At 63.0% G+C, this 12,473-nt stretch carries 12 protein-coding genes; 11 read left to right on the forward strand and 1 reads right to left on the reverse strand.

What is annotated here, in order from left to right; all coding sequences use genetic code 11:
* Nucleotide 1 precedes the first annotated feature (1 nt).
* Complete coding sequence (locus HX818_RS10265; RefSeq protein ID WP_003207477.1) at nt 2–862, reverse strand: LysR substrate-binding domain-containing protein; 861 nt, start codon at nt 860–862, stop codon at nt 2–4.
* A 239-nt stretch (nt 863–1,101) separates the two neighbouring features.
* Here HX818_RS10265 and HX818_RS10270 point away from each other — a divergent pair, with 239 nt between their 5' ends.
* The 11 genes from HX818_RS10270 (at nt 1,102) to tpx (ending at nt 12,339) form a co-directional block, all read left to right on the forward strand.
* Complete coding sequence (locus tag HX818_RS10270; RefSeq protein ID WP_177019988.1) at nt 1,102–1,938, forward strand: transporter substrate-binding domain-containing protein; 837 nt, start codon at nt 1,102–1,104, stop codon at nt 1,936–1,938.
* A 3-nt stretch (nt 1,939–1,941) separates the two neighbouring features.
* Complete coding sequence (locus HX818_RS10275; protein WP_177019989.1) at nt 1,942–2,748, forward strand: transporter substrate-binding domain-containing protein; 807 nt, start codon at nt 1,942–1,944, stop codon at nt 2,746–2,748.
* The gene (locus tag HX818_RS10280; protein WP_177019990.1) at nt 2,741–4,162 is read left to right on the forward strand and encodes an FAD-binding oxidoreductase; all 1,422 of its coding nucleotides are present in this window, start codon (nt 2,741–2,743) and stop codon (nt 4,160–4,162) included. The genes HX818_RS10275 and HX818_RS10280 overlap by 8 nt, the downstream gene beginning before the upstream one ends.
* A complete protein-coding gene (locus tag HX818_RS10285; RefSeq protein ID WP_177019991.1) occupies nt 4,159–5,370 on the forward strand; it encodes an aminotransferase class I/II-fold pyridoxal phosphate-dependent enzyme in 1,212 nt (403 codons plus the stop codon). Before HX818_RS10280 ends, HX818_RS10285 begins: the two co-directional genes overlap by 4 nt.
* The gene (locus HX818_RS10290) at nt 5,367–6,101 is read left to right on the forward strand and encodes an amino acid ABC transporter permease (RefSeq protein ID WP_177019992.1); all 735 of its coding nucleotides are present in this window, start codon (nt 5,367–5,369) and stop codon (nt 6,099–6,101) included. The genes HX818_RS10285 and HX818_RS10290 overlap by 4 nt, the downstream gene beginning before the upstream one ends.
* On the forward strand, nt 6,091–6,783 hold the full coding sequence (locus tag HX818_RS10295; RefSeq protein ID WP_003207487.1) for an amino acid ABC transporter permease: 693 nt from the start codon (nt 6,091–6,093) through the stop codon (nt 6,781–6,783). Before HX818_RS10290 ends, HX818_RS10295 begins: the two co-directional genes overlap by 11 nt.
* Nucleotides 6,770–7,594, forward strand: coding sequence for an amino acid ABC transporter ATP-binding protein (locus HX818_RS10300; protein WP_003207489.1), 825 nt, complete (start codon nt 6,770–6,772; stop codon nt 7,592–7,594). The genes HX818_RS10295 and HX818_RS10300 overlap by 14 nt, the downstream gene beginning before the upstream one ends.
* Before the next feature lie 16 nt (nt 7,595–7,610).
* Nucleotides 7,611–8,207 carry a cysteine dioxygenase gene (locus HX818_RS10305; protein ID WP_008435185.1) on the forward strand — a complete coding sequence of 199 codons (597 nt, stop codon included), beginning with the start codon at nt 7,611–7,613 and terminating at the stop codon, nt 8,205–8,207.
* Between the two features lie 135 nt (nt 8,208–8,342).
* Nucleotides 8,343–8,990 carry a glutathione S-transferase family protein gene (locus HX818_RS10310; protein ID WP_032899376.1) on the forward strand — a complete coding sequence of 216 codons (648 nt, stop codon included), beginning with the start codon at nt 8,343–8,345 and terminating at the stop codon, nt 8,988–8,990.
* A 25-nt stretch (nt 8,991–9,015) separates the two neighbouring features.
* Nucleotides 9,016–11,730 carry a cystathionine beta-lyase gene (metC, locus tag HX818_RS10315; RefSeq protein ID WP_177019993.1) on the forward strand — a complete coding sequence of 905 codons (2,715 nt, stop codon included), beginning with the start codon at nt 9,016–9,018 and terminating at the stop codon, nt 11,728–11,730.
* 108 nt (nt 11,731–11,838) lie between these two features.
* Nucleotides 11,839–12,339, forward strand: coding sequence for a thiol peroxidase (tpx, locus tag HX818_RS10320; RefSeq protein WP_134326424.1), 501 nt, complete (start codon nt 11,839–11,841; stop codon nt 12,337–12,339).
* Nucleotides 12,340–12,473: the final 134 nt, after the last annotated feature.

A 12,473-nucleotide genomic window follows, 5' to 3' on the forward strand; every position in this document is an offset into this window, starting at 1 on the left:
GTCACCCCAGCGCCAGCCCCTGGCTGGCCCTGATCAGGTCATATGCCTTGCGCGCAATCGGGTTCGCCGTGTTCGGACGGATCCACAGGTAGTACGTGACCTCCGGCATCCTCGGCAATCCATCGTTTTCCCCCAATACCCGCATATCCGGTCCTAGCATCTCCATGCTCCGTGGGGTCACGCCCAGCCCTGCGCGTGTCGCGGCCTTGATGCCGATCAGGTTCGATGCCAGGTACGCCTGGCGCCACGGGATATTCGCCCGTTCCAGCGCCTCAAGGGCGTAGCGCCGATAAATGCTCGGCTCATCCACCAGAATCAATGGCAGCGGCTCGCTTGGCGAGTGAATGTATTGCGCCGAACAAATCCACCACACCGGCGAGGTGCGCAGTGCAAAGCCCTCCAGGTTGGCATCGGCGCGGGTGGAAATCACCATGTCGACCTTGCCCCGGTGCAGGTCATCCATCAGGAACGGGCTGCGCCCGACGTCGATCTCCAGGCGCAGGCGCGGTGCCGAGCGGGCGATGTGGCTGAGGATCGGCGGCAGGATGGTGTCGGCGATGTCGTGGGGCGAGCCGATACGCAGTACGCCGCTGAGGCTGCTTTCCCGCAGGGAATTGAGTGCATCGTCATTCAGCGAGAGCATCTGCCGCGCATGCCGCAACAGCTGCATCCCGGGTTCTGTCAGTTGTTTTTGCCGGCCACGTTTTTCAAACAGGCTGACGCCCACTTGTTGTTCCAGACGCTGCATATGCTGGGTGACGGAAGATTGTGTGCGTGCCAGGTGAGTGCCGGCTTCGGCAAAGCTGTGGTGGTCGACCACGGCGATAAAGGTGCGGAGCAGTTCAAGATCGAGGGTCGACATGGCCATTCCAGGGCGTTTTTATATCAAGGGTGCGAAGATAAACATTACAGATGTTTATGTTTTGTCGCGCCGGGTTTTTACGAGGGCTAATGAATTCGAGTATATGGCCAAAAGTCAGCGCGTCCATATACGGGAAGTTATAACGATATTAGATATTTGAATTTCCGTTAGCCCGGCACTCTCCCTAGCATGCCCCCACATCAGGTCGGGGTACGCCGATCGCTAATGAGGGGAGTTCCATGGGGTTTGTGCGCGCGGCGGTAAAACGAAGGTTGCCTGTGGTCCTGGGCGCGTTGATCGCCCTGGGCGGCAGCGCAGTGGCTCAGGCCGATGCGACCCTGGACAAGATCCAGCAGCGCCATGTGCTGGTGGTCGGCGTGCTGCTGTCTGGCGGGCCGTTTGGCGGCATCGACCCCACCACCCAGAAGCCCAGGGGCTTGAACGTCGACCTGGCCAACGAGCTGGGCCGTCAGTTGGGCGCCGAGGTGCAGCTGGTGCCGGTATTGCCGGCCAACCGTGTGCAGTTCCTGCAACAGGGCAAGGTCGACCTGCTGATCGCCAATATGGAATGGACCGCCGAGCGTGGCGAGATCCTCGGGTTCGTGCCGACGCCGTTCTACAAGATCGGCGGCACTGCTGCCGTACTCAAGGACAGCAAGATCACCCGCTGGGAAGATCTCAAGGGCCAGCCGGTGTGCACCTCCCAGGGCAGCAGCTACGTCAAGCCGCTGACCGAACTGGGCGCGCAGATCAAGGCCTTCAAGAGCTCTTCGGAATCCCTGCTGGCCCTGCGCGGCAACAACTGCGTCGCTGCGGTGCATGACTCCACCCTGGTCAACCCGCTGATCAACGACAGCGCCGAATGGAAGGATTACCGCACCCTCAGTCCCGAGCTGAACCCGGCGCCATCGGTAATCTGGACCCGCCGTGGCGAGAGCGACACCCAGGCCAAACTCGACCCGATCGTCAAGGACCTGCACCGCAGCGGCTGGCTGATCGAAGCCCAGACCCGCAACCACATCACCCCGGCGTCCCCGGCGCTGGTGGAGTTGCAGAAACAGTTCAAGGGCGCCTGACACATGACATTGAGAACCCTGACTGCCTTGGGCCTGGCACTGTGCGCCAGCCTGGTCCACGCCGACGCCACCCTCGACAAGATCCAGCAACGCCACGCCATCAGCGTCGGCGTGATCCTCAGCGGTCCGCCGTTCGGCACCATCGACCCCAAGACCGGCGAACACCTGGGCTACAACGTCGAACTGGCCAAGGGCCTGGGCCAGGCGCTGGGTGTGGAGACCAGGACCGTTTCGGTACTGGCGCCCAACCGCGTGCAGTTCCTGCAACAGGGCAAGGTCGACGTGCTGATCGCCAACATGCAGTACACCGACGAACGCGCCGAGATTCTCGACTACGTGCCCACGCCCTATGAAGAAGTCGGCGGCGCGGCGTTGATCCGCAAAGGCGCCGGCATCACCCAGTGGGCCGACCTCAAGGACAAGCCGGTGTGCGTGTCCCAGGGCAGCAACTTCATCAAGCCGTTGCAGGAAATCTACGGCGCGCAGATCAAGGCGTTCCGCAGCCAGTCCGAATCCCTGCTGTCGTTGCGCGGCAATGGCTGCGTGGCGGCGGTGCACGTCAGCCCGACCATGCACGCGCTGCTCGGCGATGCCGAATGGTCCGGCTACGAGATCCCGTTGCCGGGGGATTTGATCCCGTCCAAATCCGTGATCTGGATCCGCAAAGGCGAACACGACACCCAGGCCAGGCTCGACGCCATCGTGCGCGAATGGCATCGCAGCGGTTGGTTGATCGCCCTCGGCGAACGTACCGGCATGGCTCCGTCCCAAGCCCTGCGTGATCTGCACGAGCAGTACAGCCATGAGTGAAGCGCTATTCGCCACCCTGCAACAACTGCTCGGCGCCGCCCATGTGCAGCGCAGCGAAGACGCCGCCCAGTACCTGACCGACAAACAGGGCCGCTACACCGGCCAGGTGATCGCCGTGGTGCACCCGGCCAACACCGAGGAAGTGGCCGCCGTGGTGCGTGCGTGTGTCGCCCTGGAAGCGCCCATCGTGGTCCAGGGCGGCAACACCGGCCTGATGGCGGGTGCCACACCGGATGCCAGCGGCCGCGCGGTATTGTTGCTGCTCGACCGCATGAACCGGGTGCGCGTGATCGATACCGACAACGACACCCTGACCGTCGAAGCCGGCTGCATCCTGCAAAACATCCAGGACGTGGCCCGTGAAGCCGATCGCCTGTTTCCATTGAGTCTGGGCGCCGAAGGCAGTTGCACCATCGGCGGCAACCTTGGCACCAATGCAGGCGGCACCGCCGTGCTGCGTTATGGCAACACCCGCGAGTTGACCCTGGGCCTGGAAGTAGTGACCGCCGAAGGCGAAATCTGGAATGGCCTGCGAGGGTTGCGCAAGGACAACACCGGCTACGACCTGCGGGATTTGTACGTGGGCAGCGAAGGTACCCTCGGGATTATCACCGCCGCGACCCTGAAGCTGTTCCCGCTGCCCAAGGCCCAGGCGACAGCGCTGCTGGCCTTTGACGAGTTGGCCCAGGCGGTGGCGTTCCTGTCCCATGCCCGCGCCGGTTTTGGTGCAAACCTCACTGCATTCGAATTGCTCAGCGCCGATTGCCTTGCGTTGCTGCGCGAGCAATTTCCAGAGGGCCCGCAACCGTTTTTCAACGCCAGCCAACCCTGGTTTGCCTTGCTGGAGCTGTCGGATAACCACGGTGAAAGCCACGCCCGCGAAGCCTTCGAAACGGTCCTCGGTGAAGCCTTCGAACAGTCACTGCTGGCCGACGCACTGATCGCCGAAAGCCTGGCGCAAAGCGAAGCGCTATGGCTGCTGCGGGAGAACATGAGCGAAGCGCAGAAGCGTGCCGGACGCAATATGAAGCACGATATCTCGGTGCCCATTTCGCAAATCGTCGCCTTCGTCGCCCATACCGATGCGCTGTTGCAGACGCATTTCCCCGGTGTTCGCAACTTCACGTTCGGGCACCTGGGGGACGGCAACCTGCATTACAACGTGGCCCATCCGCTGGATTCAACGGTCGACGAGCACATGCGCAACTACGCCGAATTGAGCTTGCTGGTACACGACAGCGCCCATGCCCACGGCGGCTCCATCAGCGCCGAACACGGGATTGGCCAGCGCAAGGTCGGCCTGCTGGGCCGCTACAAAAGCCCGGTGGAACTGGACCTGATGCGCCGCATCAAGCGGGCCCTCGACCCGAAAAACCTGCTCAATCCCGGCAAAGTCATTGAGGTGCAGCCATGACCGTTCGCTTGTCCAAGCGGGTGCAGCGCGTGTCGCTGTCGGCCAATGCGGCGGCCAAATCCCGCGCCACGGAACTGCGTGACGCCGGCCGCGACATTCTGGACCTGACCACCGGCGAGCCGGATTTCGATACCCCGGAGCACATCAAGCAAGCCGCCTGCGCAGCCATTGCTGCGGGCGCCACCAAGTACACGCCGACACCCGGGGTAAAAGCCTTGCGCATGGCCGTGCAGCGAAAACTGGCCGAAGAAAACCATCTGGACTATTCGCTGCCGAATATCGTGATCGCCAACGGCGCGAAACAGATCATCTTCAACGCCTTCGCCGCAACCCTCGACGACGGCGATCAAGTGCTGGTGCCGACGCCTTACTGGCCGTCGTTCCCCGACAGCGTGCGCTTCAACGGTGGCGAGCCGGTGTTTATCGAGTGCGGGCTGGAGCAGGGCTGCAAGCTGCTGCCGGCCCAACTGGAACAGCACATCAATCAGCGCACCCGCTGGCTGATCCTTAACGGCCCGGGCAACCCGAGCGGTGCCGTGTACAGCGAGGCTGAATTACAGGCGCTGGCCGAGGTGCTGCGTCGCCATCCCCAGGTGCTGGTGCTGCTGGATGAACTCTACGAGCACATCCGCTTCGACGGTCGCCCGGCCCAGAGCCTGCTGAACGTCGCGCCGGATTTGCAGGACCGTTGCCTGCTGGTGGGCGGCGTGTCCAAGACCTACGCCATGACCGGCTGGCGCATCGGTTTCGGCGCCGGGCCGCAGGCCTTGACCCATGCAATGGCGGTTGTTCAGTCGCAATCCACCTCCGGTGCTTCCTCCGTGGGCCAGGCCGCTGCATTGGCTGCATTCACCGGCGGGCTGGGCTTTTTGGCCGAGCAGGTAGCGGCCTATCAACTGCGCCGGGACCTGTTGATGATGGCCCTCGGCACCGTCGAGGGCCTGAAAGTACTCGAACCCCAGGGCGGCTTTTTCGTGTTCGTGCGTTGCGCCGGGTTGCTTGGTCGCTATCGCCCGGACGGTCAGCGCCTGGACGATGATGGCGATGTCGTCGCGTACTTGCTGGAGGAGGGCGTCGCCGGAGTAGCGGGCAGTGCCTACGGCCTGTCGCCGTGGTTTCGCCTGTCCATCGCCACGGCGACCGACAGCGTGGCCGAGGCCGGCCGCCGTATCGCTGTCGCCTGCGGCAAGCTGCGGGGCGTCGAATGAGTCATTGGCTGGAGCTTTTTGTGCACTGGGCCGCCGGTATCGGCCTCAACTACAGCTTCCTGCTGGATGGCTATCAGCGCGGCACCCTGGAGCAGGGCGCGCTGACCACCGTGCTGTTGTGCCTGTTCACCATCGTCGGCAGCCTGCTGGCCGGGATCAGCCTGGCGGCGCTGCTGACTTCCGGCAATCCGTGGCTGGCCAAACCGGCGCGGGTGTTTATCGAAGTCACCCGCAACACGCCGACCCTGGTGCAGCTGTACTGCGCATTCCTGGTGTTGAACATGCTGCTGACCCAGGCCGTCGGCGCCGCCAACCCGCTGACGCCGTTTGCCTGGGTGGTGATCGTGATTTCGCTGCACAAGGGCGCGTTCCACGCCGAAGCCCTGCGCGCCGGCATCGAGGCGGTGCCCGCCGTGACCCTGGAAGCCGCCAGCTCCCTGGCGTTCAGCAGCCGGCAATTGCTGTGGAATGTGCAGTTGCCGTTGGCCCTGCGCTTCGCGCTGCCGTCGCTGATCAACAACCTGATCGACCTGGTGAAAATGACCGCCGTGGCCTCGGCCATCGCTGTGGGCGATATCACCTACGCCTCGATCATGATCTGGACCCAGAGCGACAACGTGCTGGAGCTGATGATTCTGATTCTGAGCTTTTTCGGCTTGCTGAGTTTTACCGTCAATTGTGTGGGGCGCTGGCTGGAAGCGCGCCTGAGGATGCCCGGCTATGGCCATTGATTCATTCCCGGTGCTGTCGGCGTTGCTGCAATGGTCGCCGGCGTTGGTGACTGGTTTCGGCCAGAACATCCTGATCAGCCTGGTGGCGATTGGTCTTGGTTCGCTGCTGGGCCTGATGGTGGGCGCGTTGGCCCTGTCACCCCTGCGCCTGCTGCGGTTGCCCGCGCGGATCTGGGTGCAGGTTTTCCGCAATGCACCGTGGCTGGTGCTGATCTATTTCACCACCTACGTGTTCCCGTTCGAGATCCATATCGGCAGCAGCTACGTGTCGTTCCCGGACTGGGTCAAGGTGACGATTGGCCTGGCATTGCCGGCCAGCGCCAACGTGGCGGAGATCTTTCGCGGCGCCATCGGCTCGATCCCCAGCACCCAATGGGAAGCGGCGCGCTCACTGGCATTCACCCGCGGCCAGATATTCAGCTCGATCATCCTGCCCCAGTGCTTCAAGCGCATGTTGCCGCCGTGGATGAACCTCTACGCGGTGGTCACCATGGGCACCGCCCTGGCGTCGCTGGTGGGCGTGCACGACGTGATCGACACCGCACAGATCGCCAGCAACACCGTGAACATGACCGGCTTTACCGTGGTGATCTACCTCAGCCTGTTGGTCCTGTTCTTCGCCTACTGCTACCCGATTTCCCGTTTGACCCAACGCCTGGAGCGCCGTTATGCCTTCTATTGAACCCCTGGTCAGCCTGCGGGATTTGCAGCTGTCGTTCGGTGACAACCGGGTGCTCAAGGGCATCGACCTCGACGTGCATCGCGGCCAGGCGGTGTCGATCATCGGCCCGTCGGGCTCGGGCAAGTCGACCATCCTGCGTTGCATCACCGGCCTGTTGCAGCCCCAGCGCGGCACCATTCGCGTGGGCGAAACCCGGGTCGATACGCTGACCCAGGAAGCCCAGCGCATCGAGTTGCGCAAGCGTGTGGGTTTTGTATTCCAGCAATACAACCTGTTCCCGCATTTGTCCGTGCTGGAAAACCTGGTGATCGCCCCGCGCAAGGTGCTCGGTCGCAACCGTGCCGATGCCGAGAAAGATGCCCGGGCGCTGTTGGCCAAGGTGCGCATGGAGCACAAGGCCGATGCCTATCCGGGCCAATTGTCCGGCGGCCAGCAGCAGCGGGTGGCGATTGCCCGGGCGTTGGCGATGCGCCCCGAACTGATCCTGTTCGATGAAGTGACCTCGGCCCTGGACCCGGAAACCGTCGGTGAAGTACTGACGGTGATTCGCGAGCTGACCGAAGAAGGCATGACCTGCGTGCTGGTGACCCACGAAATGCGCTTTGCCGAAGAGATCAGCGACATCGTCTATTTCACCGAAAACGGCGTGATCGTCGAGCACGGCAGCGCCGAGCAGATCTTCCAGCGCCCCACCAGTGAACGGACCCAGGAATTCCTGCGCCATGCCTTGGGCGATCCTGGCCGTCGGCCGCCGATCGCCAATGATCCGTACCTGTTGACCAACCTGAGCCGCTACACCCTGTCCGTCTAACAAGAGGAACCTCGTCATGAGTACCGCAAACCGTGCCGCCGTTATCGAAGACTTCCTGCAGCAGATCCGCGTCATCAACCAGCGTGGCGTAGACCGCGCGGCCCTGGTGGAAATCGTCGGGCTGCTGGAAACCCTGGCCGAGCGCCGGGACCTGTTCAACTTCAGCGAATTCCCCGCGCCGGTGCCGGGCCAGGGCAGTACCGCGTTCCGCTATCGCCTGAACGACGACGGCGACACGCCCACCCTGTACCTGAACTCGTTGCTGCCGGGCAAAAGCACCCTCCCGCACAACCACGAAACCTGGGCGATCATCAGCGCCGTTGAAGGCCAGGAAATCAACTATGTGTATGGCCGCAACGATGAAGGGCGTGAGGAAGGCTTCACCACCCTGACCCTTGAGAAAGAAGTCGTCGTGCAGCCGGGCACCTCTATCTCGTTCCTCGGTGAAGACCTGCACGGGATTCGCGTTGAGGGTGAGCAGGCGACCTTGCATTTTCACCTGTACGGCTTGCCGCTGGAATCCCTCAACGGCCGCTATGGCGTTGAAGCAGACGGCCGGATCCTCAACTACAACGCCTCGCAGATGGCGCCTTCAATCCGGGCCTATTCCTGAGCACAACACACATCAACTGTGGGAGCGGGCTTGCTCGCGAATGCGGTGGGTCAGAAACGCATTCATTGGCTGACACACCCCATTCGCGAGCAAGCCCGCTCCCACAATTGGATCAGCGTTCATCCAGGGTTTTTTATGATTGATCTGTATTACTGGCCTACGGGCAACGGCCTGAAAGTCGGCATCCTGCTGGAAGAGCTGGAGGCGGAGTACCGCCTGATTCCGGTCAACATCCGCGAAGGCGCGCAGAAGCAGGAAAGCTTCCAGCGCATCAGTGCGAATGGGCGGATTCCGGCGATTGTCGACCACCGCCTTGAAGCACCCCTGAGCCTGTTCGAGTCCGGGGCGATCCTGAACTACCTGGCGGACAAGGCCGGGCGCTTCCTGCCGCCCGCCGGTACCGCCGAGCGCCAGAAGGTCCAGGAATGGCTGTTCTGGCAGGTAGGGCATATCACCCCGTACCTGAGCCAGTTGCAGCTGTTCAAGGAGAAGGCCCCGGAACCGATTCCCTTTGCCCTGGACCTGCTGAACGCCGAAGCCACGCGCCTGTATCGGGTGCTGGAGCAGCGCCTGGCCGAGGTGCCGTATGTGGCGGGCGAATACTCGGTGGCCGACATGGCGATCTTCCCGTGGATCCAGCCCCTGCGCCAAGGCCAGGACCTGGCGGACTACCCGAACATCCAGGCCTGGCGTCTGCGCATCAAGGCGCGCCCGGCAGTCCAGCGGGCCTATGCCAAGGGCCGTGAAGTGGCCGCCGGCGAGCGTTCGCTGGCCTTGCAGTAACCCATCTATTTTTTGCGGGACTTCCATGAGCCAGACCATCACACCCGGGCAATTGCAACAATGGCTGTTTGACGGCCAGGAAATCGCCCTGTTCGACGTACGCGAGCACGGTCAATACGGCGAGGCCCACCTGTTTCACGGGGTGAACCTGCCCTATAGCCGCCTGGAACTGGAGGTGCAGCGCCTGGCACCGAATCCCCGGGTGCGCCTGGTGATCTACGACCAGGACGGCGGCGATGTGGCTGCGCGCACGGCACTGCGTTTGCAAGCGCTGGGCTACCGCCATGTGCATGTGCTGGAAGGGGGGGCGAACGCTTGGCAGGCGGCGGGTTTGCAGTTGTTCGCCGGGGTGCATGTGCCGTCGAAAGCCTTTGGCGAATTGGTGGAAGAGGCCAGCCACACACCCCACGTCACCGCGCAGCAACTGGCGGACTGGCAGGCCACGGGCGAGCCGTTGGTGGTGCTGGACGGTCGGCCGTTCGATGAATACCGCAAGATGACCATTCCCGGTTCGATCTGCTGCCCCAATGGTGAGCTGGGTTACCGCGTGCACGACCTGGTGCCGGATGAAACCACGCCGATCGTGGTCAACTGCGCCGGGCGTACCCGCAGCATTATCGGCGCCCAGACGTTGATCAACCTCGGGGTGAAGAACCCGGTTTATGCCCTGGAAAACGGTACCCAGGGTTGGTACCTGGCGGATTTCAAGCTGGAGCACGGCAGCACCCGGCGTTATGCCGACCAGGTCTCGACGGATCTGGGCCGGCAGCGCGAGGCTGCCCGGCGGTTGGCGGAGCGGGCAGGGGTGGTCAGTGTCAAGGCGGAGCAGGTCCGGCAATGGGCGGCGGACCCGGCCCGTAGCCTGTTCCTGTGCGATGTGCGTACCGCTGAAGAATTTGCCGCCGGCAGTTTGCCGGGGGCGCAACACACGCCGGGCGGGCAGTTGATCCAGTCCACCGACCTGTACATCGGCGTGCGTCAGGCGCGGGTGGTGCTGTTGGACAGTGATGGTGTGCGTGCGCCGATTGTCGCCAGTTGGCTGCGGCAGTTGGGGCATGAGGCGTATGTGCTGGAGGGTGGCGTCCACAGTGGATTGGCGCTGGAGGTCAAGAAGGCCGTGCCCTTTGACGCGCTGCCGCTGATCTCGGTGCAGGCGCTGGCCGATGCGCTGAAGGACGACACCGTGGACCTGGTGGACCTGCGCCCGAGCATGATCCATCGCAAGGGCCGGATTGTCGGTTCGCGCTGGTCGATTCGTTCGCGGTTGACCGCGGGTGGGCGTCCACTGGTGCTGTTGGCTGATGATCCGGCGCTGGCCGCTTTTGCTGCGTTGGGCCTGGGCGGCGATGTGCGTTTGCTCGACGGCGGCTATGCCGCGTGGGTTGCGGCCGGTTTGCCGGTGATCGAGGATGCGCAAACGCCTCCGGACAACCAGTGCATCGACTTCCTGTTCTTCACCCACGACCGCCACAGCGGCAACAAGGACGCTGCCCGCCAATATCTCGCCTGGGAAATTGGCCTGTTGGCACAGATGAGCGAAGCGGAAATCGCCAGTCTCAAGCCGTTGTTGCCCGCGTCACGGGTGCGTACCCGGCTGATTCACGCGGCGCGTACCGAAGGCGGCAATGGTGGTCGGGCGGTGAACGTACCGATCACCCGCCTGAGCACCGTGCTGTTTGACAACCTGGCCCAGATGCGTGACGCGCGCTCCCGACGCGACAGTGAGCGGGTCCTGAGTTACGGCGCACGCGGCAATCCCACCGCTTTTGCCCTTGAAGACCTGGTCACCGAACTTGAGGGTGGCTATCGCACACGGCTGTATGGCACCGGGCTCGCCGCCGCGGCGCAGACGTTCCTGGCCTACCTGCGGCCCGGCGACCATGTGTTGATCACCGACGCCGTCTATTCGCCGGTGCGCAAACTGGCCCGGGAGTTCCTCCAGCCATTCGGCATCGAAGTCAGCTATTTCGCCCCGGACGGCAGTGGCCTGGAAGCGCAACTGCAGGCCAACACCAAAATGGTCTACGCCGAAGTGCCGGGTTCGCTGCTGTATGAGCTGTGTGACCTGCCCGCGCTAGCCGCACTGTGCAAGCCGCGGGGAATTCTGTTGGCGGTGGACAACACCTGGGGCTCGGCGTACCTGTACCGCCCGCTGGCGCTGGGTGCCGACATCTCGATCATGGCCTTGACCAAGTACCTTGGCGGCCACAGTGACGTGATGATGGGCAGCGTCTGCACCACCGAAGCGGCATGGCCGGCCCTGGCGAAAATGAGCGATACCTTTGGCAATGCAGTGAGTGCCGACGATGCCTACCTGATCCTGCGTGGCGCACGCACCCTGGCTTCCCGGCTGGACGTGCACGAGCGCCAGGCGTTGAAGATTGCCCAGTGGTTGCAGGCGCAGCCGCAGGTCAGGCGGGTGTTTCATCCGGCACTGGCGGAGCATCCTGGCCACGCGCTGTGGAAGCGTGACTTCAGCGGGAGCAACGGTTTGCTGTCCTTCGAACTCGACCGCGCGGATGCCGGCTACGTCGAACGGTTTATCGACGGCCTGCAGCTGTTTGGCCTGGGCGCATCCTGGGGCGGCTTTGAAAGCCTGGTGACCCTGGCCGATACACAGGATCGCCAGAGCGCCGCCGACCGTGGATTGAACCCGGTGGTGCGCCTGCATGTGGGGCTGGAGGATGTGGAGGCGTTGATCGAGGATCTGCAGCGCGGGTTCGTGGCGGCGGGGCGTTGAGCCTCGCACCATGACAATTTGCGTCCGCCCATAGGTGCCCATCGAACTTTGTGTTTAACTTCGGCACCTGAAATTCGTTTCACTACCACCACTAGAAGGATTCCGTTCATGGCTCAAGTTACCCTCCGAGGCAACCCTGTCCAGGTCGAAGGCGATTTGCCGAAAGTCGGCGCCAAGGCGCCAGACTTCACCCTGACTGCCGGCGACCTGTCTGACGCGACCCTGGCGACTTTCGCCGGCAAGCGCAAAGTGCTGAACATTTTCCCAAGCGTTGATACCCCGACCTGCGCCACTTCGGTTCGCAAGTTCAACGCTCAGGTCAACGACGTGAACAACACCGTAGTGTTGTGCATCTCCACCGACCTGCCATTTGCCCAGGCGCGTTTCTGCGGTGCCGAAGGCCTGGAAAACGTGAAGAACCTGTCGGACTTCCGTGAGGCAGCCTTTGCTGTCGACTACGGTGTAGCGCTTGCTGATGGCCCGCTCCGCGGCCTGACCGCCCGTGCCGTCGTGGTACTGGACGAGAACGACAACGTGCTGCACAGCGAACTGGTCAGCGAAATCGGCCAAGAGCCGAACTACGAGGCAGCCCTGGCTGTTTTGAAGTAACTGTTACTACGCATTACTGTCGTTTTGCAGTAACACGCGTGATGCAGTATTACGGCCTGGCCTAGTCCAGGCCGTTTTTATTTGTGCTTCAGAGGCTTAGCCAGATAGCGAATGGACTAAGCACAGAAGTTAAA

This window comes from Pseudomonas sp. F9001 (assembly GCF_013385435.1).
In the GTDB taxonomy this organism is placed as follows: domain Bacteria; phylum Pseudomonadota; class Gammaproteobacteria; order Pseudomonadales; family Pseudomonadaceae; genus Aquipseudomonas.

What these genes read in the sequence shown, in the direction of transcription:
- HX818_RS10310 (WP_032899376.1), top strand. Translation starts at nt 8,343, where the DNA reads ATGATTGATCTGTATTACTGGCCTACGGGCAACGGCCTGAAAGTCGGC.
- HX818_RS10285 (WP_177019991.1), top strand. Translation starts at nt 4,159, where the DNA reads ATGACCGTTCGCTTGTCCAAGCGGGTGCAGCGCGTGTCGCTGTCGGCC.
- metC (WP_177019993.1), top strand. Translation starts at nt 9,016, where the DNA reads ATGAGCCAGACCATCACACCCGGGCAATTGCAACAATGGCTGTTTGAC.
- HX818_RS10305 (WP_008435185.1), top strand. Translation starts at nt 7,611, where the DNA reads ATGAGTACCGCAAACCGTGCCGCCGTTATCGAAGACTTCCTGCAGCAG.
- HX818_RS10300 (WP_003207489.1), top strand. Translation starts at nt 6,770, where the DNA reads ATGCCTTCTATTGAACCCCTGGTCAGCCTGCGGGATTTGCAGCTGTCG.
- HX818_RS10275 (WP_177019989.1), top strand. Translation starts at nt 1,942, where the DNA reads ATGACATTGAGAACCCTGACTGCCTTGGGCCTGGCACTGTGCGCCAGC.
- HX818_RS10290 (WP_177019992.1), top strand. Translation starts at nt 5,367, where the DNA reads ATGAGTCATTGGCTGGAGCTTTTTGTGCACTGGGCCGCCGGTATCGGC.
- HX818_RS10280 (WP_177019990.1), top strand. Translation starts at nt 2,741, where the DNA reads ATGAGTGAAGCGCTATTCGCCACCCTGCAACAACTGCTCGGCGCCGCC.
- HX818_RS10265 (WP_003207477.1), bottom strand. Translation starts at nt 862, where the DNA reads ATGTCGACCCTCGATCTTGAACTGCTCCGCACCTTTATCGCCGTGGTC.
- HX818_RS10295 (WP_003207487.1), top strand. Translation starts at nt 6,091, where the DNA reads ATGGCCATTGATTCATTCCCGGTGCTGTCGGCGTTGCTGCAATGGTCG.
- tpx (WP_134326424.1), top strand. Translation starts at nt 11,839, where the DNA reads ATGGCTCAAGTTACCCTCCGAGGCAACCCTGTCCAGGTCGAAGGCGAT.
- HX818_RS10270 (WP_177019988.1), top strand. Translation starts at nt 1,102, where the DNA reads ATGGGGTTTGTGCGCGCGGCGGTAAAACGAAGGTTGCCTGTGGTCCTG.